Here is a 24,113-nt window from a genome sequence, read left to right on the forward strand (position 1 = left end):
CAATCGACAATTTGAACCAAAACCCGATTGGGTGAACGTTTGCTTTGTGCCACTATGTACGACAGGAAGATTTAAAGTTTTATATAAAAAGGAGGTCTTGTGAACAAGGCCATTGAAATCAGAAAGCTAGGAAACCTTGAAGTTATTCAAGCCTCTGCTCCTTATGCGCAGGACCCAACGCGTTTGTTCCACACCTTGTGTGAGAATAAAACCGATAGCCTGCTGTTAGAGTCCGCTGAGATCGACTCTAAACAAGACCTTAAAAGCCTGCTCATCGTCGACTCTGCCGTTCGTATCGTCTGCCTTGGCCATACCGTGACCATGACAGCGCTCACCGACAACGGCAAGCACTTACTCGCTCACCTAGCGCAAAACATCCAATCTAACGTTACGCATCATTTTGAAGGCCAAGTGCTCACACTAGAATTTGACGCTCCTTGCGATACCCTTGATGAAGATTCAAGACTGCGTGAAGCCTCTTCGTTTGATGCTCTTCGCCTTATCCAACATAGTTTTGACCTTAGCGATCAGCATCCGCATGCCCTATTCTTAGGCGGACTGTTTGCCTATGATCTCGTCGCAAACTTTGAGCCACTCGGTGATGCTGAGCAAACTAACCAATGCCCAGATTACGTCTTTTACGTTGCTGAAACCTTATTGGTCGTCGATCACCAGCGTCAAACGTGTGATTTAAAGGCAACCTTGTTCGCAAACAGCGATCAAAAAGCGGCACTGGCTGCGCGAGTGGAGCAAATCCAAGCTGAGTGCGCACAGTTACAGCACTTACCGAGCGCCAACCAACTGACCACAGTCGAAGCCATTCCAAGCGTATCAGATGCAGATTTTTGCCAAACCGTGCGTGATTTAAAGCAGTTTGTCGTCAAAGGCGATGTGTTCCAAGTGGTTCCATCACGCCGCTTTACTCTACCTTGCCCTTCTCCATTGGCCGCTTACAAAGAGCTAAAGGTGAGCAACCCAAGCCCTTACATGTTCTACATGCAAGATGAGCTGTTCACTCTATTTGGCGCTTCACCAGAAAGCGCGCTTAAGTATGAAACCGACACCAACCAGATTGAAATCTACCCTATTGCCGGGACTCGTCGTCGCGGTAAACGCCCGAATGGTGAGAGCGATTTTGACCTAGATAGCCGCATTGAGCTTGAACTGCGCAGCGATAAAAAAGAAAACGCTGAACACATGATGCTGGTTGACCTAGCGCGCAACGATGTCGCGCGCATCTCTCAAGCAGGTACTCGCCATGTCGCTGACCTACTGAAAGTCGACCGTTACAGCCACGTCATGCACTTGGTGTCGCGTGTGGTTGGCCAACTACGTGAAGACTTAGATGCCCTGCACGCTTATCAAGCCTGTATGAACATGGGCACATTAACGGGCGCGCCTAAAATTCGCGCGATGCAGTTAATTCGTGATGTGGAAGGCGCGCGTCGTGGCAGTTACGGCGGTGCTGTGGGTTACTTAACGGGCGAAGGCACACTCGACACCTGTATTGTGATTCGCTCAGCGTATGTCGAAAATGGCATCGCCCAAGTTCAAGCCGGTGCTGGCGTGGTATTTGACTCTGATCCACAAGCGGAAGCAGACGAAACACGTGGTAAGGCTCAAGCGGTTATCTCCGCCATTCAAACCGCCCATCAAGCGCGCCAAGACAAGGAGTAAGTGATCATGGCTAACATTGTATTCATCGACAACTTTGATTCTTTCACTTACAACCTCGTTGACCAATTCCGTTCGCTAGGCCACCAAGTAATCATCTACCGAAACCATATTGCAGCAGAAGCGATTGAAGCGGCGGTAGCTAAGCTAGAAAACGCTGTGGTTCTTCTCTCACCAGGTCCTGGCGCACCTTCAGAAGCGGGCTCGATGCCAGAGCTGATCCAACGCTTGAAAGGCAAAGTGCCAATGATCGGTATCTGCTTAGGTCACCAAGCCATTGTTGAAGCATACGGTGGCACGGTTGCAGGCGCGGGTGAAATCATTCATGGCAAAGTGTCGATGATGGCACACCAAAACCATCCAACTTATCTTGGTTTACCTTCACCGCTCGCCATTGCTCGGTACCACTCCTTGGTCGCAACCATGGTTCCTGACAGCTTAACCATTACCGCAGAAGTTGATGGTTTGGTGATGTCTGTGGTCAACGAGCAAGACAAGGTGTGTGGCTTCCAATTCCACCCAGAGTCGATAATGACCACCTACGGCGCAACCTTATTGGCTAACGCGATTGATTGGGCTCAACAACACAACGAGCAGCACTAAGGAGATTATTCATGGAACAGATTATTAACAAACTATATGACCAACAATCGCTGACTCAAGAAGAGAGCCAACAGCTGTTCGACATCATCATCCGTGGTGAACTCGATCCGATTTTGATGGCATCGGCACTGACTGCACTCAAAATAAAAGGCGAAACACCCGATGAGATCGCAGGCGCAGCGAAAGCGCTGTTAGCCAACGCCAACCCATTTCCGCGCCCAGATTACGATTTCGCAGATATCGTTGGAACAGGTGGCGACGGCCACAACACCATTAACATTTCGACGACTGCGGCGTTTGTTGCGGCAGCGTGTGGTCTGAAAGTCGCGAAACACGGCAACCGTAGCGTCTCAAGCAAATCGGGTTCGTCGGATCTCCTCGACTCGTTTGGCATCAATTTAGCGATGAGTGCAGAAGACACGCGAAAAGCCGTCGACGATATCGGCGTCGCTTTCCTATTTGCACCGCAATACCACGGCGGTGTCCGTCACGCGATGCCTGTGCGTCAAACCATGAAAACGCGCACCATTTTCAACATTCTCGGCCCACTGATTAACCCTGCTCGTCCAAACATTGAACTGATGGGCGTTTACAGCGAGGAACTGGTTCGTCCTATCGCAGAAACCATGCTACAAATGGGCATGAAACGCGCCGCAGTGGTACACGGTAGCGGTTTGGACGAAGTGGCGATTCACGGTGAAACAACCGTTGCTGAAATCAAAGACGGTAAGATCACAGAATACAAACTAACGCCTGCAGACTTCGGTCTAGAAGCGCACCCACTAGAAGCGATTAAAGGTGGCGATCCTGAAGAAAACAAAGCGATCATCACCAACATCCTGACAGGTAAAGGGACAGACGCACAATTGGGCGCAGTGGCGGTGAACGTTGCTCTGTTGATGCGCCTATTCGGCCACGAAGATTTAAAAGCCAACACGCAGCAAGCGATTGAGGCAATGAATTCAGGTAAGGCGTACCAATTGGTACAACAACTTGCCGCACACGCTTAAGGAATTGAAGAAGATGACTGACTTCAACACTCAGCAAGCTGACAATCTGTCTGAACACGTTTCCAAGCAAGAAGCAGAAATGGCAGAAGTCCTAGCGAAAATTGTTCGCGACAAGTATCAGTGGGTCGCAGACCGTAAAGTGTCTCAACCGCTGAGCACATTTCAGTCTGACTTACTGCCATCTGACCGCAGCTTTTACGATGCGCTCAGCGGTGAGAAAACGGTGTTTATCACTGAATGTAAAAAGGCCTCCCCTTCAAAAGGCTTGATTCGTGATCACTTCGATTTGGATTACATCGCGTCAGTTTATAACAATCACGCTGACGCAATTTCAGTCCTAACAGACGAGAAATACTTCCAAGGAAACTTTGATTTCCTGCCGCAGGTACGTAGCCAAGTAAAACAGCCTGTTCTGTGTAAAGACTTTATGGTGGATACCTATCAAGTGTACTTAGCGCGTCATTACAGTGCAGACGCCGTGTTACTGATGCTGTCTGTCCTTAATGACGAAGAGTACAAAGCGCTAGAAGAAGCGGCACACAGCCTAAACATGGGCATCCTGACCGAAGTAAGCAATGAAGAAGAACTTCATCGCGCGGTTAAGCTAGGCGCTCGAGTTATCGGCATCAATAACCGCAACCTGCGCGACCTAAGTACTGATTTGAACCGTACCAAAGAATTGGCACCAACCATTCGCGAGCTGGCACCAAACGCGACGGTGATTTCAGAGTCCGGCATTTACACGCACCAACAGGTTCGAGATTTAGCCGAATACGCGGATGGCTTCTTGATTGGCAGTTCGCTGATGGCAGAAGAGAATCTCGAGCTCGCAGTACGCAAAGTGACACTAGGTGAAAACAAAGTCTGCGGCCTCACTCATCCCGATGACGCAGCAAAAGCATATCAAGCTGGCGCCATCTTTGGCGGCTTAATCTTCGTCGAACAATCAAAGCGCTACGTCGATTTGGAAACGGCCCGGCTAACCATGAGCGGTGCACCGCTCAAGTATGTCGGCGTGTTCCAAAACCACGAGGCAGACTTTATTTGCCAGCGAGTGTCTGAGTTAGGTTTAAAAGCGGTACAACTTCATGGTCAAGAGGATCAAGAGTTTGTCACCGCACTCAAGTCACAACTGCCTGACCACGTAGAAGTCTGGAAAGCGTACGGTGTTACCGACAAGGTGCCAGAGTTGATCGCGCAAGGCGTTGATCGTCATCTCTTGGATACTAAAGTCGGATCGCAAACGGGTGGTACCGGACTGGTTTTTGATTGGTCGCTCATTTCCAACCCTGAAAAGGTGATGCTTGCGGGTGGAATTAATCCTTTCAATGCTCAAAAAGCATCACAGCAAGGCTGCTTAGGCTTAGATTTGAACTCAGGCGTAGAGCACTCTCCAGGTAAAAAAGACCTAGACAAGCTGCAGCAAACCTTTGCCGCGATTAGAGACTACTAACACAAACAAAATTTCTTGAGTCGGAATGCCGACTCAAACGAATTAAAGGGAAGACATGATGGCAAAACTAGACGCCTACTTTGGTGAATACGGCGGACAATACGTCCCACAAATATTAGTACCTGCGCTTGAGCAGCTCGAGCAAGCGTTTATCGAGGCGCAAGAAGACCCAGAGTTTCGCAGTGAATTTATGACGCTTCTTCAAGAGTATGCCGGTCGTCCAACGGCGTTAACGCTTACTCGTAATCTCACCAAAGGAACCAAGACCAAACTGTACCTAAAACGCGAAGACTTGCTTCACGGTGGCGCGCACAAGACCAACCAAGTGTTAGGTCAAGCGCTGCTTGCGAAACGCATGGGCAAAAACGAAATCATCGCTGAAACAGGCGCTGGCCAGCACGGCGTTGCCACTGCACTCGCATGTGCACTGCTTGGCCTTAAGTGTCGCGTTTACATGGGTGCAAAAGACGTTGAGCGTCAAAGCCCGAACGTATTCCGCATGAAGCTCATGGGTGCAGAAGTCATTCCTGTTCACTCGGGGTCAGCGACACTTAAAGATGCATGTAACGAAGCGCTGCGCGACTGGTCTGCGACTTATGAAGACGCGCACTACCTACTCGGTACCGCGGCAGGACCTCATCCATTCCCAACTATTGTGCGTGATTTCCAACGCATGATTGGTGAAGAAACGAAGAATCAAATTTTGGCGCGTGAAGGTCGCCTTCCTGACGCGGTTATCGCATGTGTGGGCGGTGGTTCAAACGCGATTGGTATGTTTGCTGACTTCATCGAAGAAGAAAGCGTTCGCCTAATTGGTGTTGAGCCAGCAGGCAAAGGCATCGATACCGACCAGCACGGCGCACCACTTAAGCATGGTAAAACGGGCATCTTCTTTGGTATGAAAGCGCCACTAATGCAAGACCCTAACGGTCAAGTTGAAGAGTCTTACTCTGTCTCCGCGGGTCTTGATTTCCCATCAGTTGGTCCTCAGCATGCGCACCTTAATGCGATTGGCCGCGCTGAATACGATAACGTCACAGACGATGAAGCACTCGATGCGTTCCAAGAGCTCGCTCGTAGTGAAGGCATTATCCCAGCTTTAGAATCTTCTCACGCTCTTGCCCATGCGCTGCGTATGGCTCGTGAGAATCCAGAAAAAGAGCAACTATTGGTTGTGAACCTATCAGGTCGTGGTGACAAGGACATCTTCACCGTGCACGCTATCTTGGAAGAAAAAGGAGCAATCTAATGAGCCGTTATGAGAAGATGTTTGCGCGCCTAAACGAGAAAAACCAAGGCGCATTTGTACCGTTTGTGACGGTTTGCGATCCAAACGCAGAGCAATCTTACAAAATCATGGAAACGCTTGTTGAGTCTGGCGCCGATGCACTAGAACTTGGCATCCCATTCTCAGATCCACTTGCCGATGGCCCAACTATCCAAGGCGCGAACATTCGTGCATTAGACTCAGGCGCTACGCCAGGTATCTGCTTCGAGCAAATTGGTAAGATTCGAGGGAAGTACCCAGATCTTCCAATCGGTCTTTTGATGTACGCAAACCTTGTGTATTCACGTGGCATCGAAAACTTCTACAAGCGCTGTGCAAAAGCGGGCATCGATTCTGTGTTGATTGCAGACGTACCAACCAATGAGAGTGCCGAGTTTGTTGCAGCAGCAGAGAAGTTTGGTATTCATCCGATCTTTATTGCTCCACCAACAGCAAGTGATGAAACACTCAAGCAAGTAGCAGAGCTAGGTGGCGGTTACACTTACCTACTCTCTCGTGCAGGGGTTACTGGCGCAGAGACTAAGGCAAACATGCCTGTTGGTCACATGCTAGATAGGCTGAACCAGTTCGATGCGCCACCAGCGCTACTTGGCTTCGGTATCTCAGAACCAGCACAGGTGAAGCAAGCACTAGAATCTGGTGCCGCTGGTGCAATTTCTGGTTCGGCGGTAGTGAAAATCATTGAATCCTATACAGAAAATCCCGACGAGATGTTACAACAACTCGCAGATTTTGTATCTTCCATGAAGGCTGCGACACAGAAGTAACGTGTTAGCCGTCTAAACATCTATGAGATCGGTTTCTTAAATCATAATGAAATCGATCTTTTTTTTAACAATCCACACTCTTCAGAACCATTCAACTCAACAATACTTCCACAACACTTCATTGAGCAACCCCCTCTTTAAAGCCAAAGCAAACGTTTGCTATTGAGCAAAAAATTGTCAGTTATCAATAAAAGTGTCTTTAAATGCCTCTCTCAGTACCGTCACATATTGCTAATTGTAAAAATAACGTGTAAAAAGCGAGACGAAATTATTAACCATTTTTGAGTTTACACTCAGATGGTAATTCTGGATTTTTAATTTTAATTAGCACAGAGGTTATGGAAGTGTTAAAAGAAAAGAGTTTGCTAAGCAATATTGGTGTGCAAGTAGTCATTGCCATGATCGTAGGTACTGCCGTTGGTGCCTTCATGGGTGACAGCGCAACCATGTTCGCTCCACTAGGTGCGATCTTCATTAATCTAATCAAAATGCTGGTTATCCCTCTTGTCGCTGTCGCACTTATTTCAGGTGCTGCAGGTCTAGGAAATAGTCAATCTGCTGGTAAAGTTGGTGTTGTAACACTAGGTTACTTCGGCCTTACTTCTGCGCTAGCTGTCGCCCTTGCTCTATTCATGGGTGAAGTATTTAAACCGGGCATGGGCATCGACGTTTCAGGCGTTGAAGGCATGTTCTCGTCAGAATACGCTGCGAAAGGTGAACTACCTACTTTCTGGGCGACCATCACTGGTATGATCCCAACCAACGTTTTCCAATCACTGAACGAAGCGAATATTCTACAAATTCTGGTTTTCTGTATGTTCTTTGGCATTGCTATCTCTAAGCAAGCAAAAGAAAAGCGCGAGCCGATCATCAATGGCGTTAACGCAATTGTTGATGCGATGGTTTGGATGATCAACAAAGTGATGATCATCGCACCTATCGGTGTGTTCGGTCTGATGGCGGAAGCCGTTGGTACGTTTGGTTTTGGTGCCCTAATGGTGGTATTCAAGCTATTCGTTGTCTACGTTGCTGCGATCCTAATCTTCGGTTTTGTTGCTTACCCACTTATGGTTCATATCTTCACTAAGACCTCAGCGAAGAAGTTCCTAACGGCAATGAAGAAGCCACAAGCTGTTGCACTCTCTACCGCTTCTTCTATGGCAACACTGCCAGTTACTTTAGACACCGTTGAGCATGAGCTAGGCGTTAAGAACTCTACCGCTTCATTCGTATTGCCACTGGGCGCGACAATCAACATGTCAGGTAACGCAATTTACTACGGCCTAGTTGCTATCTTCTTTGCTCAACTGTTCAACATTGACCTAGGTATGGGCGCATACATCGCGATTATCGTTACTTCTACGCTAGGTGCGGTAGGCCAAGCAGGTGTTCCAGGTCCTTCTTTCCTTGTGGTTGCGGTACTGCTTGCAGCGGGTATTCCAATCGAAGGTCTACCACTGCTGTTCGCTCTAGACCGTATCTTCGACATGATTCGTACTGCACTTAACATCACAGGCGACGCCGCGTGTGCAGTCATTGTTGATTCTTTGATTGAAGACGAAGAGAAAGAAGCTGAGCTACAAAAGCAACAAGCATAATCTCTGAATAAAAGTATCAAAGCCACTCTTTGCTAGAGTGGCTTTTTTCATTTTATCAGTGCTTGAATCTGGCTAAGCGTCGATTCTGGGGAATGGTAATCGATAGGCAATTCGAGAAGCCCTTCCTGCGTTTGCAAAAACAACGAAGGGAAATGGTTTCCGCCGATACCGCGGGCAAACCTTAGCTCATCTTGCAACTCTTCTTCTAGCAGATTTGAATAGTAGTCATGTTCAAACTCACGCATTGCCAATCCAAGCTCACGAGCCACATCAAACAAAACGCTGTCATCACTCGGGTTTCGCGCCTGCAAGTAATAGGCTTTCTGAATGCCGTCCACCATCTCTTTTTCTTTGCCTTGCTTTCGCGCAGCGATGGCGGCGCGACATGAGGGATATGTCGAGCGACGAGGTGTGTTGCTGGTCCAGAAGTCGTAGTTGAACTCAGTGCCTAATAAAGTTTCAATTTTCTTCCAATAGGAAGCGATTTGCTGTCGCATCTCTTGCGGCATTGGCTGATCAGAATCTGCGGCAAGTCCCCCAACCAAATACTGAATATCAACCTTACCCTCCAGTGCATCTTCGACTGCTCTCCACGTGGGCTTGTACCCCCAACACCATGAACACATTGGATCATAAACATAATAGAGTTTCGCTTTAGTCATCTTCTACCCCTTGACTTAAATTGAACACTCGTTCAAATTAAACAAAAATGTGACAAATGTATATGACCTTGCCTGCAAATACGCACAAAAAAAGCGACCAAAGGTCGCTTTTCTGGAGAGGTTCTTCGCTTATAGGAAGTGGAAGGTCGCGTTGACGGTAAAGCTATCAACGTTTTCACCGCTGCCGTCAACTTCAAAGCCAAACGACTGGTAACTCGCGCCCACTGTCAGACCTGGGAAGATGTTGTATTCTGCGCCAAAGCCGTACATTAAGCCGATACCTGAATCATTAGAGATAGAGCTCAAGTCACCCGTAAACTCTACGTTGTAGGTGTTCAGGCCGCCTTTTGCGTAGATATGAAGTGGACCAAAGTCGATACTTGGTTTAGCCGCAGCATAAAAAGACGTGAAATCGGCACTACCGCTGATATTACGAGCTTCAAGGTCGATAGAACCGTGATTGAAGTAGCCTGCTTCTAAGCCAATAAGAGGGAGAATACCGGTACCCACATGAACACCATACGCTGTTGAGCTTTCACTTTCCAAGTTAGATTTACCGCCTTGGATACCCGCATAGAGCCAAGAGTCAGCAGAAGCAGAAGCGGATACGCCCATAACTAAAAGCGCTAAAAGTGTTTTTTTCATTTTATAAATCCCACAAACAAGACAAATAACATACCAATAAAAATACCCAGCAAGATTGCTGGGTATCGTTCTAAAAAAGATGCCCAATTATAAGAAGTGGAACGTCGCGTTGATCGAGAAGTTCTTCACATCATCTTCTTTTAAAGAAAATACATTGTAGCTTGCGCCGATAGAAATTGGACCAGCCATAAAGTACTCCGCGCCAATGCCGTACATCATGTCAATTTCGTCTTCTTCAAAGCCAGCACTGCTGTCTTCAAGTTTGTACGAATGCAGACCCGCTTTGGCATAAACGTGCAGCGGACCGAAGTCGATGCTTGGTTTAGCTGCAAAATAAAGTGCTGAGCCTTCTAGGTCTAAGTCTTTGCCATCATAACGCGCATTTGTGAACTCACCGAAGGTTTGATAGCCAGCCTCAAGTCCAATAAACGGTAGAATGCCCGTTCCTACGTGAACGTTGTAAGAAGAAGCAGTTTCCCCGCCGACATCAGCCTGACCGACACTTGCACTACCATAAATCCAAGAGTCCGCAGAAGCTGTTGCTGATGCGCCAATCAGCGCCAGTGCTAAAAGTGTCTTTTTCATAATTAACCTTCTTGTCATGTCCTTTGGCAGTGGCACCAAGCGGCAATCCGCTGCCCATGTTCGTCAAAAAACTATCCTGTACCGAATAACATGCAATTTGCGTACCTAACACGCGTCAATCGCATTCTTAACTCGCTTGTCAGACACTGGATATGGCGTACCCAATTGTTGAGCAAAGAAGCTCACCCGAAGCTCTTCGATCATCCAGCGGATCTCTTTCACGTTCTCAGGAACCACCATACCTTTCGGAATTTTGTTGAGCAGCTCTTTGTAGTCGCTCGTCACGGATTCCACTTTCAGCATGTGCAAACGGTCTTTGTTCGGATCGATCGGTAGCTTCTCCATACGACGCTCAATCGCGCGCATGTAGCGCAGAATGTCCGGAAGACGCTTCCAACCGCATTCTGTCGCGAAACCTTTGAAGATCAATCCTTCGATTTGTGCTTTGATATCCGACAATGCGAACGCCATGGTGAAATCGATCTTACCTTTCAACTTCTTATTGATATTGAAAGCCGTCGTCAGGATGGTTTCCACTTGCTGTGCAATTTCCACCACCGTATCACCAAGCTCAGCTCGAACGTGCTCTTTCAAGGCGTCGAACTTCTCTGGCTCCCAAACCAAGCCGCCCTGCTCTTCAATCAGCTTATCGACACCACACGCGATACAGTCATCAATCAAATCAAGTACTTTGCCATAAGGATTAAAGTATAGACCCAACTTCGATTTATTCGGCAAGTTGGAGTGCAGGTATTTGATTGGCGAAGGCACATTGAGCAAAATCAGACGACGCTGACCCGCTTGCATTGCCGTAACCTGCTCGTATTCAGTCTCGTACAGTTTGATTTCAACACTGTCTTTGGCATCGACAATCGCTGGGTAGGCTTTAACGTCGTAACCACCGCGTTTTTGTTGGTATACCTTCGGCAGTTCGCCAAAGCTCCACGTATGCAAACCTTGTTGCTCGATGTCGTCATCCGCGACTTTTGAAAGGGTTTCTTGAACTTTATCTTTCAAGCTCTCTTTCAGTTCGTGAAGATCTTTGTTTTCCTTCAGCTTGCGATTTCTATGGTCAACGGCGCGGAAAGTCACCTTCAAGTGTTCCGGAATTTGATCCATATTCCAATCTTCGCGCAGAACCTCTACGCCCGTCATTCGGCGCAGCTCTTTCTCCAACGAGTCAAGCAGTGGCGCTTCCATTGGTGTTGCACGAGCTAAGAACGCATCGGCGTAGTTTGGCGCAGGAACAAAGTTCTTACGTACTGTCTTCGGCAGCGATTTGATCAAGCTCACCACAAGTTCATGACGCAGACCTGGGATCTGCCAGTCAAAGCCCGCAGGCTCAACTTGGTTCAGAATCGGCAGTGGTAAGTGTACCGTGACACCGTCACTATCTTCACCCGGTTCAAATTGATAGCTCAGCTTCAGTTTCAGGTTGTTTTGATACCAGAAGTTCGGGTAATCCAAATCGGTAACGTGGCTTGCATCGCCCTTGAACAGCATCTCTTTTTCGAAGTTCAGCAGTTCTTTGTTCTCTTTCGATGCCTTCTTCCACCACGTGTCGAAGTGTTTACCAGAAACCACTTCCGTACCAACGCGTTGGTCGTAGAAATCAAACAGTTCATCGTCATCGACCAAAATGTCACGGCGACGAGATTTGTGTTCGAGCTCTTCCACTTCTTGAAGAAGCTTACGGTTTTGCTTGAAGAACGCGTGTTTGGTTTCCCACTCACCTTCCACCAGCGCACTACGGATGAAGATTTCACGACTGATGGTCGAATCTATATTGCCATAGTTCACCAAACGCTTCGGCACGATGGGTACGCCATAAAGCATCACTTTCTCATAAGCCATAACCGCGGCGCGTTTCTTCGACCAATGCGGTTCGCTGTAACTGCGCTTAATTAGGTGCTTCGCTAACGGTTCAATCCACTCTGGTTGAATCTTAGCGATGATGCGCCCCCAAAGTTTTGAGGTTTCCACCAACTCAGCAGACATGATCCACTTAGGTTGTTTCTTGAATAGCCCCGATGCAGGGAAGATATGGAAACGAGCGTTGCGCGCGCCCTGGTAGTCATTCTTCTCTTGGTCTTTCATACCAATGTGAGAAAGCAGGCCAACAAGGATTGCAGAATGCACACCTTGATAACTTGCTGGCTCATCATTGAGCTTGAAGTCCATTTCACGCATAGACTGGTGAAGTTGGAAGTAGACGTCTTGCCATTCGCGCACACGCAAGTAGTTCAAGTAATCTTGTTTACATTGCTTGCGGAACTGGTTCCCAGACAATTTCTTTTGCTGCTTTTGGATGTAATCCCACAAGTTAACAAACGTCAGGAAGTCTGAATCTTCATGGAAGAAACGTTTGTGTTTATCATCCGAAGATTGCTGTTTGTCCGAAGGACGCTCTCGCGGATCTTGGATTGAGAGTGCGGAAGCGATGATCATCAGCTCTTTAGTCGCACCATATTTTGGCGATTCCAATACCATACGTGCTAGACGTGGATCGATTGGAAGGCGTGCAAGCTGACGACCAATGCTAGTTAGACGTTTTTTCGGGTCTTTAGCATCAGTATTGATTGCACCTAACTCTTCTAGAAGGCGCACACCGTCTTGGATGTTACGTTTATCAGGTGCTTCCACAAACGGGAAAGCTTGAATGTCGCCCAAACCAAGCGCCGTCATCTGCAAGATAACCGATGCTAGGTTAGTACGCAGGATCTCAGGATCGGTAAACTCAGGACGTGAATTGAAATCTTCCTCTGAATAAAGACGGATACAGATACCCTCTTCCACACGACCACAACGACCTTTACGCTGGTTCGCACTCGCCTGAGAAACTGGCTCGATTGGAAGACGCTGAACCTTGGTACGGTAACTGTATCGGCTAATACGCGCTGTACCCGGGTCAATAACGTACTTGATACCCGGAACCGTCAACGAGGTTTCAGCTACGTTGGTTGCCAGTACAATGCGGCGACCAGAATGAGGTTGGAAAATCTTGTTCTGTTCACCCGCCGACAAACGCGCGTAAAGCGGCACAATTTCCGTGCTCTTCAGATTACGTTTAGACAGTGCATCAGCGGTATCGCGGATTTCACGCTCACCGTTCATGAAGATAAGGATGTCACCTAAGCCTTCATCGCACAGTTCATCTACCGCTTCGAAGATACCTTCAAGTTGGTCACGATCGTTATCATCATCACCGCTCAGTGGGCGGTAACGCGTTTCTACTGGGTAAGTACGACCTGACACTTCAATGATGGGTGCGTTGTTGAAGTGTTTTGAAAAACGCTCAGGGTCGATGGTTGCCGAGGTGATGATCACTTTCAGATCAGGACGACGTGGTAGCAACTCTTTCAAGTAACCCAGGATGAAATCGATGTTCAGACTGCGCTCGTGCGCTTCGTCGATAATGATGGTGTCGTATTGATTCAAGAAGCGGTCATGCTGAATTTCAGCCAGCAAGATACCATCAGTCATCAATTTGATTTGGGTGTTTTCAGAGATCTGGTCGTTAAATCGAACCTTGTAACCAACAAACTCACCAAGCTTGGTTTCCATCTCTTCGGCAATTCGATTGGCAACCGAACGCGCCGCAAGACGACGAGGCTGAGTATGACCGATCAGACCGAATTTACCGCGACCAAGCTCAGCACAGATTTTTGGTAGCTGAGTGGTTTTACCTGAGCCGGTTTCACCCGCAACGATGACCACTTGGTTTTCTTCGATCGCTTTCGCAATGTCGTCGCGTTTTTGGCTGACTGGCAGGATTTCAGGGTATTCGATTGTTGGATGAGCATTGCCGCGCTGCTCAGCTTCCATCATGGACTTAGCAATGTCGAGCGCGATTTCGTCAAACACGGCGTTGCGTGACGCTTCTTTTTTAATTTTGCTTGCGCCAGAAATGCGTTTGCTCAAGCGAAAGCGATCACGCAACATACACTCACCGAGTGCTTTGCGTAAGGACGCTGCGCTGTTCACCTGAGCTTGAGGCGCTTGAGAGTTCTGTTCGCTGTCGACAGATTTTTTAGGCTGTGACGAAGTCAAAGCGTTTCCTATTCTTTTCATTACATAAAACTGCGCGGATTGTATCACAAGCTGTTTATACGATAGAAAAAAAACGCCCACGACATTTTAGCGTGGGCGTTAACTTAAACTTGAACCTGATTAGAAGTCGAACTGGAGGTAAACTGTGTTGTAGTTACTGCCTCCTTTGATTCGACCAAACTGGGAGGCCTTTTCAAAGATTGCGCTACGATGGTGGAGTGAGTAACCAAACCACATGTTGTTAAGCTCTGGGGCATTGAACAAGTCACCGACATTGACATCAAAGGAGAAATCCAAGTAGTTGAGTAAATGGCTTGCGGTATAGCCCTTTCTATCCATCTCGTCTTGTTCGATGTAAGTAACGTTATCAATGTAAGACAAACCTTCCGCTACTCCAAATCGCCACTGCGTCGGCCAATTGAAGGTGTAGTACGCTTTAATCGCCGCCACATATTCGGTACTTGCGCCTTGCACCTCTGAAGACCAGTGGTGCACGAGTCCAGGTGTCAAATAGATATCAATAGGAAACCCGAACAGTTCATCCGTTAAAGGGTGACCATAAAAAACCGACGTGAGTTGGTTGTTGTACTCGTCTTTCTCACTTTCAAAGCCAAAAATCTCACCGATATTTGATGGTGTCGCCCAGCCGTGAGCAACACGCCAATAGCGTTTATTGCTCAGCTCTGATTTTGGAGCTTTAGTCTTGTCGTTAAAGAATCCAAAACCAACGAACAGCTCTCCTTGGTAGCGGTCTTCCACCAGCGGCGCATTGTAGGCGTTGTCATCCAATCGAGTGATACTTGTTGAGCCGAGCAAGTATAGGTTCGACACTACGTGGTAACGAGCTTCAACCCCAACGTTGATGTCTGCTCCAGCGCCAATACGATCATTGGTGTACTCCGAAAAACCGTAGTAAACACTGTTAAATTCGGCTTCTTTGTAACGCAATGTCACACTCGGTTTAACTTCCCAATCGCCTGATTCAAACTCACCGGACATGCGAAGGTTACCATGCATGCGATATTCATCGTCTGTCATCACTTCAGTGTCAAAATGCCAGTTGTCATCCACTTTGTAGCGCAGTTGCACACCAAAGTCTGCAGAATCGCCTTCGTTGGCGTTTTGGAAGTACTTTGGAATATCGACAAATCGCAAACGAGTGAGCGCGTTAACCTGCCATTGCTCGTCGTCGGTTTCATAAAGGTGGACACCACCTTCTAAGCCATCAATAAAAACGTACTCATTGTTGAAATACATCATAGGTACAAAGGTACTGACGGATTGATTACTTCTGTCGGTATCAAAAGGCACTGAGGCGATTCGATACATCGCAGCAATGCCCCATTCTTGTTCACCGATAGCAGGCGTTTCTGTAGCGAAGAGCGAAGTCGAAAGAAAAGCAGCACCAATCCCCACTGCTGTGCGGCAAATTTTCCACTGATTTGTCATTTTTATGTCCTAAAGACTCAATAATTGACCTATTGAGTCACTTAATGCTTATGATTATTAGCGATTCGTCGTTAAAATAAGAACATATGTTCTCCTAAATCAAAAAATTGTGAAAGCATCAAAGTTAAAGAAATTGCTAGAATCTCTTCCTGAAGGCCAAGACCCCGACATCGTGTGCGGAGAAATTTGGCTGCCTGAGCGATTAGTCCGTACCCAGTTAGATGGTGACTTACTGTTTATGGAGTTCGACAACGCACCAGAAGAATCGCAAGGCGAAGAAGAAGGACGTGGTTTCGTAGAACATGAAATAGATATGATTCGCCACCGCTTCGAACAAATCCTCGACGAGAGCTCAGACACAAAAACAAAAGCTGACGCTATGCTTGCGCTATTTCTAATGGGTCATGAGCTTTCAAGCTCTGAAGTCATTGAAATACTTGAAGACCCAGACATTCCTAACGACCCAAATGATTGATAGATGACACAAAGTAGCCTTCCATTTCTCATCGCTGGACCTATCCTAAGAAAAGCCACCCACAAGCAGTTGGTATTTTGGTTGGTTACACGCGAGCGTCTCACAGGACAATTCAAGCTTTACCACAGATTGGACGATAATGACGTTTTCCAGTTCGACCTAGAGCAGTGCCAATCGGTGAAAGTTGGCCAGCATGCGTATGTGACTCTTGCTGACTTTCGTCACGACTTCCCAGCCAATACCGCCCTAAGCTACGACTTTGTCACCCAAGCCGGAGACTTGCAAACGCTAGCGCCTGATCTCTGCTATCCCAACGAGCAGCGCCCAAGTATTGTCATCTCCGACAAAGCCGATTATGTATTGCATGGCTCTTGTCGAAATCCTCATCACCCGAGTGCGGATTCTCTAGTAGCGGCAGACTACAAAGTATCTGAGCTCGAGATTGGTGAACGACCAGACCTACTTATGATGAGCGGCGACCAAATCTACGCCGACCACGTTGCAGGACCAACCTTGGATGCTATCGATCAAGTCATCGACCTCCTTGGTTTGCCAAAAGAAACGTTTTCAGGCACGCCTCTCGCTGACTGCGACGCTCTACGCCAACATCCTGATTACTACTATGGGCGCGATAGGCTGCTGCCTCACTACGTTGATGATGGACATTGGTTGACCACATTATTCCCTAAGCGACACGCCCCCATCTTTAGTTCAAGGGAGTGCGAAAACCACTTAATCACTTTTGCCGAATTTTTTGCCATGTATTTGTTGGTGTGGTCGCCGACGCTATGGCAACACATCAATACCAATCGCCTGCTTGACACTAAGTTCACCCACGCAGGCAAAGAACTTGAACCTAGATGGCAACAAGAGTGGCGTAACCACAAACCTATTATTGACGAGTTTGTCGCTGGGCTACCTAAAGTAAGACGCCTTCTTGCGCACATTCCCACCTATATGATCTTCGACGACCACGATGTCACCGATGATTGGAACTTAACCGTAGGCTGGGAAAAAGCGGCTTACGAGAATCCGTTCGCCAAGCGAATCATCGGCAATGGCCTGCTTTCTTACTGGCTATGTCAGGGTTGGGGCAACGAGCCAGACAACTTCAATCAAGAGTTTCTGGAGTTAGCGAGTCTGTATTTCGATGAACCCTCTGCTTCGCATCAAGACCAATTCATTCAATACTTGTACAGCTTTGAGAAATGGCATTACACGATTCATACCTCGCCTAAAGTGGTTGTGTTGGATACGCGGACGCGTCGTTGGCGCTCAGAATCTCGAATGAACAAGCCTTCCGGCCTGATGGATTGGGAAGCGTTAATGGAGTTTCAACAAGAGCTGATGCATCAAGACAAGGTGATCATTGTTTCTGCGGCGCCAATGTTCGGTGTCAAGTTCATTGAGGCGCTACAAAAAGGGATGACCATGCTCGGTCAGCCACTAGTGATTGATGCCGAGAACTGGATGGCGCACCCGGGTAGCGCGAACACCTTGATCAGCATTTTCACACACACCAAGACCCCAACCAATTTTGTGATCTTATCGGGTGATGTGCACTACTCCTTTGCCTATGACATCAAGCTGCGTTTTCGCCGTTGTAGCCCAAACATCTACCAAATCACGTGCAGCGGCTTAAAGAACCTCTTCCCCGAACCACTGTTGGCAATTTGTGACCATGTCGATAGGTTGCTTTACTCACCCCGCTCTCCGCTCAACTTCCTAACGAAAAGGAAGCGACTCAAAATCTACAAGCGCGATCCAAATACGCCGGGCGTACGCAGGTTAGTCAATGCCAGTGCGATTGGTGAGCTGAAATTGGACGCAAGCGGAAAGCCAAAAAGGATCTCTATTTTGCTGAGTAATGGCGAAGAGGTCGACTTTCCAGATATCAAATCTACGTAAGGTTTCTGTCAAGCCACTTGTGATCGCCTCCGATTATCACTATCTATAACAATAGAGAATAATTTGAGGCCATCAATATGCTGAACTCCATTACCAAACTGTTTAAACAGCTCCTAGAGGGAAACGATCTTAGCAACCATGCTCATAGCGATCCAAATCTCGCCATCGCATGTTTACTGTGTGAAGTGGCTGGTGCAGATCATGAGCTTGACGAGCGGGAAGAAGCGGCAAAATTAACGCTCTTGTCTCGGCTGTTAGGTCTAGAGGAATCCAACGCTCAAGTGCTTCTTTCTCGCGCTCGAGCTCAAAGCAATCAATCAACGTCGCTTTACGACTTTACCTCACAACTCAGAGAGCTAACTCAAGAGACTCGATTTGAGCTGATAAAAGCCATGTGGCAGGTCGCGAATGCCGATGGCGACATTGATCCACTTGAAGACTCTGTGATTCGCAAAACGGCCGAACTGCTTTACGTTGACCATAGTGAGTTTATTCGCGCCAAACTGTCCGCCACTAAAGACCAGTCCTAATCGCACCTGTTGACTAACTTTAAAATAGCGAAAACGAGTAAATAACAACCAAAACGCAGGCAAAGGTGGCACGTTAGCATCCAATCTATAGGTAGATTAATTGGGGAAAACTAGAACTGGACTCCATAAATCACTGAGTTGATTTGTAAACCGTTGAATATTCACTGTATCTATACTACTTTCGTCAAATATTTCACTCACGTAATAGATGCATTAGAGAATAATAATGAAGTACAACAAGTTAGTCGGCGCGTTATCCCTATCGCTGCTATTCAGTGCAGATGCCTTATCAAGCGATCTTTGGCAGCCTGTCCATTCTGAGCGTTCAACAAAGAGTAAATCATCAACCACCTTTGCTGTTGATACGTCCAAGTTAGAAAATCACTTTGTCCATGGTCAAGCCAAGAGCGGTTTAACACTGCAAGTTCCTTTACCTAATGGAGAGTTGATTGACTTTGTTTTGACTTACGACTCCATCCTTTCACCTGATATGCAGGAGAAATTCCCAGAGCTAAAGACCTACACTGGTCATGCTGTTGGTGATGCGGCTATTCAAGGTCGATTCGATTACACACCGAAAGGCTTCCACGGCATGTTTCGCCATGATGGCAAATACGTTTACGTAGAGCCAAAGCCAGATGGTTCCGGTCACTATGTCTCATACAACCATAAACTCTCGAGCCCATTTCAGGATCAGGTTTTAAAGTACCTGAACAGTAATCAAGCCGAAACGGTGCAAAGTCGAGTTGCGCCGCGCGCCACTATTGAATCACGCACGTACCGACTGATTGTCTCTGCGACAGGCGAGTACTCGCAATACCATGGTGGTACAGAAACTTTGACTCGAGCTGCGATCACAACAGCCATCAACCGAGTCAATGAGGTCTACAAATCCGACTTAGCAGTGCAGCTTGAGCTAGTGAACTTCAACATCTATACCAATGCCGCTACGGACCCATTTACTGATTCAGATGCAGGCCAGGACATTGGTCGCAACCACAACGATCTAACGAGTAAATTTGGTAGTGCCGCGTTCGATGTTGGCCATATCTTTACTACCGGTGGTGGTGGCTTAGCCGCCTTAGGGGCGGTCTGTAATGACTCTTCAAAAGGCGCGGGGGTGACGGGCCGCTCTGACCCAACAACCGATGCCTTTTACATCGACTACGTAGCCCATGAGCTGGGACACCAGTTCGGTGCAAACCACACATTTAATGGCAATATGTGGAATTGTGAAGGCTCAAACCGCAACAACCCAACCGCCTTCGAGCCAGGAAGTGGTAGCACCATCATGGCTTACGCAGGTATCTGTGGCAACGATGATATACAAGTTAACTCAGACGCCTACTTCCATGCTGCGAGTATCAAAGAAATCAACGACTATCTCGCGACTCAAACCTGTGGAACCACAACCACTTCGACAACGGAAGTGCCCACTGCCAACGCAGGTAATGACTATATTGTTCCGGCGCGTACCCCTATCGTATTGACTGGGTCAGCGACAGGCACGGGTAGCCTAACTTATGTCTGGGAGCAGATGGACTCGGGTACTGGTACCTCAAACCTAACTACCGATTTTGGTAGTGGTCCACTATTTCGCTCTTGGATGCCAACAACGGAACCGAAGCGCTATTTACCGAGGTTGGAAGATGTGGTGGATGGCACACTGGTCAAAGGTGAAACGTACGCAACCACCAGCCGTGATTTAAACTTCAGACTGACAGTCCGAGATGGTGAAGGCGGCGTAGCAAGTGATGATACCTTGATAACCGTTGATGGCAACAGTGGCCCATTTGCCGTAGTAGCGCCGTCATCAGGCGCGACAATTGTCGGCAGCTCAAATGTGGAATGGGACGTAGCAGGTACAGCACAAGCCCCTGTAAACTGTTCCGCCGTTGATATTCTCTTGTCAACCGATGGTGGGGTGACGTTCGATCAAACCTTGCTTGCTAACACTTCGAATGATGGAACACAGTCAGTCAGCTTCCCTGCTCAAACGTTCAGCAATGCCCGTTTGATGATCCAATGCCGTGACAATATCTTCTTTGCTGTATCAAGTGGTTTCTCGGTAGCGATCCCTGAAGAAGTGAAAGCGGTCGATGATGCTTATGCGGTCACTCAAGGTAGCGCGCAAACATCGTTCAATGTCCTTGGAAACGATAAAGGTGAAGGAACGCTTCAAATCACAGCAACAACCTACAATGGTACTGGTACGGTTTCTCATACAGCTACTGCGATCAACTACCAACCTGATGCGAGTTTTGTTGGCAGTGAAACCATCACTTACACCATTGTGGACAGCGCAAACCAAACGGCTACAGGCACGCTGACCGTTACCGTTAACTCCAGCACAGCTGCGATATCAGCGGAAAATGATAGCTATAATCTAAACCATAACAGCCCAGCGACAGTGCTCGATGTATTGGCAAACGATGCTGGCCAAGGAGAGTTAACTATCAGTGCTATCAACTACTCTGGCAGTGGCACAGTTCTTAACTCAGGTACCTCAATCAGCTACCAGCCTGCGCAAGGCTTCTCCGGCGTGGATTCGTTTACCTACACGATCACCGACGAGGCGTCTCAAACCTTTACTGCTATGGTGACGATCAATGTCGCAGCGGAACAAACCACGACTAGCACTTCATCGTCTTCAAGTGGCGGTGGCGGCGGTAGCTTAAACTGGTTTGGCTTGTTGATGCTGGCTGCATTTTGGGTAAGGAGAAAAAAATGATCAAATTCGTTCTACCCCTTGCACTCGTTGTCATAAGTGGCTGTGCCGCTGAAAATCAGGCACAAGCTGATGCTCAAAGTGCGCTAAACGCTGATGACTATCGTCTTTATCAGATGCCTGGACGCGGTAACGTTCTTCCTGGTATCGAAACCGAAGAAAGAGCGTTGGCTGCTGAGTTATGTGGGGTAAAAATCGTTGAAGGTATAAGCGATGTGGTAAAAAGTGATGAGGAGTTGGAAAAACGTCAACTTCTGACTCAGTACGCGACGCAGTACAACCTCTACATTTACCCTAAGTGCAAAAAAGCCAAGCAGTAAAATATCTCAAATCACCTTAAACAGAAAAGGGAGCATATCGCTCCCTTTGTTACTCTCTAAAGCATGGTTCATTCTAAAGCATAGTTAACGCTAATTTCGCCAAGTTGTAGGCATCAACGTAGGCCGAATGCTGACGCCCTTCCCACTCTATGCCTTTCGATTCTTGAGCAGCTCTATGGCCAATACGCTTGTCTTTCAGGCGATTTTGAATGCGATAGAGCGTAGCGAGGTTGATAAACTCTTTAAACGGCATCTCAATGCCCTTCGCTTCACACTCTTTCGCTAAGACGACATCATCTCGCCCCCAAGACGCAAAGATCTTGTTCGACCCACCAAAATTTTTCACCACAGATTTAAGGACTTCCTCTAAAGGACGCCCCTGCTTTTCAACTTTTCTTGGGGTGATACCCGTCAGCTCTACGCAGAAGAGAGACACTTCATCTTGCTCTGGTTTCACGTAATATTGAGCGCGTTTAACAATCTCGCCTTTAACAAGATCGATTTCCGCCAACCCAACCTCGATGATTTCACCTGTCGTACCGACACCGTTTTCATTCCAACAGCACATCTCTAAATCGAAACAAACTATACGGTTATGGTTCATCACTTGCCTTACTTGAAACTATTTGAAAGGGCGCGATTCTACATGAGATTCACACACAATTCGAACTTTGACCGATTAAATGATTAGTTATTCTGCAACCGTTACGCGGTTACGCCCCGCTTTTTTACTCTGATAAAGCTGAGTATCGGCTTTCTTGAGGATGTCCTCTGCGGACTCTGTCGTCCTTACTGCGGCACCAATACTCAACGAGCACTGGATCTGATGAACATCATATTGGTGATATGACGAAGCCACCCGTTGACCTATCACATTTAGCTGCTCAGAAAGAGCCGTCGGATCTGTGTTCTTTGACAATATGCAGAATTCATCTCCGCCCATACGATAAAGCAAGTCGGCTTCAGGCAAACTTTCCGCCACCGTGTTTGCCACATGAATCAGCATTTCGTCCCCAGCAACGTGACCAAAGCTATCATTGAGCGTCTTGAATTTATCGATATCAAATGCCGCCAACGCAAAACAGGCGTCGCCCTTGGTTAACTCGTCTAGCTTTTCGCTGAATGCTCTTCGATTGAGCAGCCCAGTCAACGAATCATGGTTGACCAAAAATTGCAGCTCTTCAGTTCGCTCATCAAGTAATATAGATAAGTGTTCCTTTTCTCTCACCTGAAGAAACACGATGTAGCCGAGTAAGCAAGCGATGACCAAGCCACCGAAGCCTATGCTGCGCAAAACGATACGATCATTGTTGGTTACGCGACTGGCCAACTTAAAGTCAATCATCCATTCTCGATTCGGCAAGGCAATTTTCTTACTGACTTGAAGCCCCGCTTCACTTTCCCATCCTTCACTGACGTACAGTATTGGATCATCTTCCGCGTCAAACCCCAAATCCGTCACTTTAACCAACATCTGCTGGCCTGACGCCGTCCGCTCGATTAAGCCTTCGAAGTAGCGAGTCGTTCGAATCACGCCAACAACCACACCAATCAAGCGCTCTGACGAGTTTCCATCAAAAACAGGATGGTAGACAAGTAAGCCTGTCTTCTCCAATGTGCGATCTAGACCATCTTGCAACAAACGTACTTTGTCTGAAACGTTTGGCTCACCCGTTGCACGAATACCATCGAGGATAAGCTGGAACCGCAGGCGCGAAGAATAAAAGCCAAGCAGTTTTAGATTCGCCTCGCTAAGAGGATAAATATCTGTCGCAACGTAAATGTCTTCATCGTTTGGCATGATGTAGCCAGACGTTTTGGGGCCATCTTTTGGTACGGTATACAACTGAAAGTCTGGGTATGACTGGCGGACTTTATCGAGATATTCAGGCAGTGTTTGTTTTTCGACACGCTGCATCCACTGCAACCCAATTAATGTATCCGAAGGAGAAACCAACTCCTCAGCAAAAAGGTGAAATTGCCCCCAGTTTTCAGGCTTGGTGGCATGGAAAAAGTTAGCGCCTGCTCCGATAAAATGAAGGTCACTCGTCAGCACTTGAGACAAATTTTCCGTTTGCTGCTGGGCGAGATTATTAAACAAAGCACTACTGTATTTAAGCTGCGACTTGTAGGAATAATAAACGACCAGCGAAGTTATTAATGTCGTGGCTAAAAACGCAATGAGCGGGTAGAGAATCTTCTTTTGGGTTCCTAAGAGCATAATAACTGAGAGTTCATAACTGGCGTGAGTGCCTAGGTATCTTAGCCTTATACAATCAGCAACATAAAGTGTTATTGAATCCTAGACGGAAAAAATGGCGCCTGCTTCACCATTCAAGGTTTTATGGGTAAGAAAGTGATTAAAAAC

Annotated in this window: 19 protein-coding genes; 12 read left to right on the forward strand and 7 right to left on the reverse strand. The window is 47.4% G+C overall.

All coding sequences use genetic code 11. From position 1 onward, the window contains the following. Nucleotides 1–99: 99 nt before the first annotated feature. The 7 genes from ACUALS_RS08425 to ACUALS_RS08455 all read left to right on the forward strand — a co-directional run bounded on the left by ACUALS_RS08425 (nucleotide 100) and on the right by ACUALS_RS08455 (nucleotide 8,393). The gene (locus ACUALS_RS08425) at nucleotides 100–1,677 is read left to right on the forward strand and encodes an anthranilate synthase component 1 (protein ID WP_454448162.1); all 1,578 of its coding nucleotides are present in this window, start codon (nucleotides 100–102) and stop codon (nucleotides 1,675–1,677) included. A 6-nt stretch (nucleotides 1,678–1,683) separates the two neighbouring features. After that, entirely contained in the window at nucleotides 1,684–2,277 is a 594-nt protein-coding gene (locus ACUALS_RS08430) for an aminodeoxychorismate/anthranilate synthase component II (RefSeq protein ID WP_454448163.1), read from the forward strand. An 11-nt stretch (nucleotides 2,278–2,288) separates the two neighbouring features. Next, nucleotides 2,289–3,287: an anthranilate phosphoribosyltransferase gene (gene trpD, locus ACUALS_RS08435; RefSeq protein ID WP_039482352.1), complete on the forward strand. Its 999-nt coding sequence runs from the start codon at nucleotides 2,289–2,291 to the stop codon at nucleotides 3,285–3,287. Nucleotides 3,288–3,300: 13 nt separating this feature from the next. Continuing rightward, the gene (gene trpCF, locus ACUALS_RS08440) at nucleotides 3,301–4,740 is read left to right on the forward strand and encodes a bifunctional indole-3-glycerol-phosphate synthase TrpC/phosphoribosylanthranilate isomerase TrpF (protein ID WP_454448164.1); all 1,440 of its coding nucleotides are present in this window, start codon (nucleotides 3,301–3,303) and stop codon (nucleotides 4,738–4,740) included. Nucleotides 4,741–4,798: 58 nt separating this feature from the next. After that, nucleotides 4,799–5,989, forward strand: coding sequence for a tryptophan synthase subunit beta (trpB, locus tag ACUALS_RS08445; protein WP_038134289.1), 1,191 nt, complete (start codon nucleotides 4,799–4,801; stop codon nucleotides 5,987–5,989). Beyond that, nucleotides 5,989–6,795, forward strand: coding sequence for a tryptophan synthase subunit alpha (trpA, locus tag ACUALS_RS08450; RefSeq protein WP_454448165.1), 807 nt, complete (start codon nucleotides 5,989–5,991; stop codon nucleotides 6,793–6,795). Before trpB ends, trpA begins: the two co-directional genes overlap by 1 nt. Before the next feature lie 338 nt (nucleotides 6,796–7,133). Continuing rightward, complete coding sequence (locus tag ACUALS_RS08455) at nucleotides 7,134–8,393, forward strand: dicarboxylate/amino acid:cation symporter (protein ID WP_038134286.1); 1,260 nt, start codon at nucleotides 7,134–7,136, stop codon at nucleotides 8,391–8,393. 47 nt (nucleotides 8,394–8,440) lie between these two features. Here the strand turns inward: ACUALS_RS08455 and ACUALS_RS08460 are convergent, their stop codons facing one another. The 5 genes from ACUALS_RS08460 to ACUALS_RS08480 all read right to left on the reverse strand — a co-directional run bounded on the left by ACUALS_RS08460 (nucleotide 8,441) and on the right by ACUALS_RS08480 (nucleotide 15,784). Then, entirely contained in the window at nucleotides 8,441–9,055 is a 615-nt protein-coding gene (locus tag ACUALS_RS08460; protein ID WP_454448166.1) for a DsbA family protein, read from the reverse strand. Nucleotides 9,056–9,184: 129 nt separating this feature from the next. Continuing rightward, nucleotides 9,185–9,700 (reverse strand): porin family protein, encoded by a 516-nt coding sequence (locus ACUALS_RS08465; RefSeq protein WP_038134284.1) that lies wholly within the window; start codon nucleotides 9,698–9,700, stop codon nucleotides 9,185–9,187. Between the two features lie 87 nt (nucleotides 9,701–9,787). Continuing rightward, nucleotides 9,788–10,285 carry a porin family protein gene (locus ACUALS_RS08470; RefSeq protein WP_038134283.1) on the reverse strand — a complete coding sequence of 166 codons (498 nt, stop codon included), beginning with the start codon at nucleotides 10,283–10,285 and terminating at the stop codon, nucleotides 9,788–9,790. Nucleotides 10,286–10,390: 105 nt separating this feature from the next. Next, nucleotides 10,391–14,227 carry an ATP-dependent RNA helicase HrpA gene (gene hrpA / locus ACUALS_RS08475; RefSeq protein ID WP_454449242.1) on the reverse strand — a complete coding sequence of 1,279 codons (3,837 nt, stop codon included), beginning with the start codon at nucleotides 14,225–14,227 and terminating at the stop codon, nucleotides 10,391–10,393. A gap of 228 nt (nucleotides 14,228–14,455) precedes the next feature. After that, nucleotides 14,456–15,784 carry a MipA/OmpV family protein gene (locus ACUALS_RS08480; protein ID WP_454448167.1) on the reverse strand — a complete coding sequence of 443 codons (1,329 nt, stop codon included), beginning with the start codon at nucleotides 15,782–15,784 and terminating at the stop codon, nucleotides 14,456–14,458. Between the two features lie 109 nt (nucleotides 15,785–15,893). Between ACUALS_RS08480 and ACUALS_RS08485 the strand changes: the two genes are divergently transcribed. From ACUALS_RS08485 to ACUALS_RS08505, 5 genes are all read left to right on the forward strand, one after another. Next, nucleotides 15,894–16,259 (forward strand): VC1380 family protein, encoded by a 366-nt coding sequence (locus ACUALS_RS08485; RefSeq protein ID WP_038134280.1) that lies wholly within the window; start codon nucleotides 15,894–15,896, stop codon nucleotides 16,257–16,259. Nucleotides 16,260–16,262: 3 nt separating this feature from the next. Further along, the gene (locus ACUALS_RS08490; protein ID WP_454448168.1) at nucleotides 16,263–18,167 is read left to right on the forward strand and encodes an alkaline phosphatase D family protein; all 1,905 of its coding nucleotides are present in this window, start codon (nucleotides 16,263–16,265) and stop codon (nucleotides 18,165–18,167) included. A gap of 77 nt (nucleotides 18,168–18,244) precedes the next feature. Next, nucleotides 18,245–18,697 (forward strand): tellurite resistance TerB family protein, encoded by a 453-nt coding sequence (locus ACUALS_RS08495; protein ID WP_454448169.1) that lies wholly within the window; start codon nucleotides 18,245–18,247, stop codon nucleotides 18,695–18,697. Nucleotides 18,698–18,923: 226 nt separating this feature from the next. Beyond that, nucleotides 18,924–21,428: a reprolysin-like metallopeptidase gene (locus tag ACUALS_RS08500; RefSeq protein WP_454448170.1), complete on the forward strand. Its 2,505-nt coding sequence runs from the start codon at nucleotides 18,924–18,926 to the stop codon at nucleotides 21,426–21,428. Next, on the forward strand, nucleotides 21,425–21,745 hold the full coding sequence (locus ACUALS_RS08505; RefSeq protein WP_454448171.1) for a hypothetical protein: 321 nt from the start codon (nucleotides 21,425–21,427) through the stop codon (nucleotides 21,743–21,745). Before ACUALS_RS08500 ends, ACUALS_RS08505 begins: the two co-directional genes overlap by 4 nt. A 73-nt stretch (nucleotides 21,746–21,818) precedes the next feature. Here ACUALS_RS08505 and ACUALS_RS08510 read toward each other — a convergent pair whose 3' ends face one another. Next, complete coding sequence (locus ACUALS_RS08510) at nucleotides 21,819–22,349, reverse strand: 3'-5' exonuclease (RefSeq protein ID WP_038134275.1); 531 nt, start codon at nucleotides 22,347–22,349, stop codon at nucleotides 21,819–21,821. A gap of 87 nt (nucleotides 22,350–22,436) precedes the next feature. Continuing rightward, nucleotides 22,437–23,966, reverse strand: a complete 1,530-nt coding sequence (locus tag ACUALS_RS08515; RefSeq protein ID WP_454448172.1) for a sensor domain-containing diguanylate cyclase — start codon at nucleotides 23,964–23,966, stop codon at nucleotides 22,437–22,439. Between the last annotated feature and the right edge of the window lie 147 nt (nucleotides 23,967–24,113).

This window comes from Vibrio sp. NH-7, assembly GCF_053643215.1.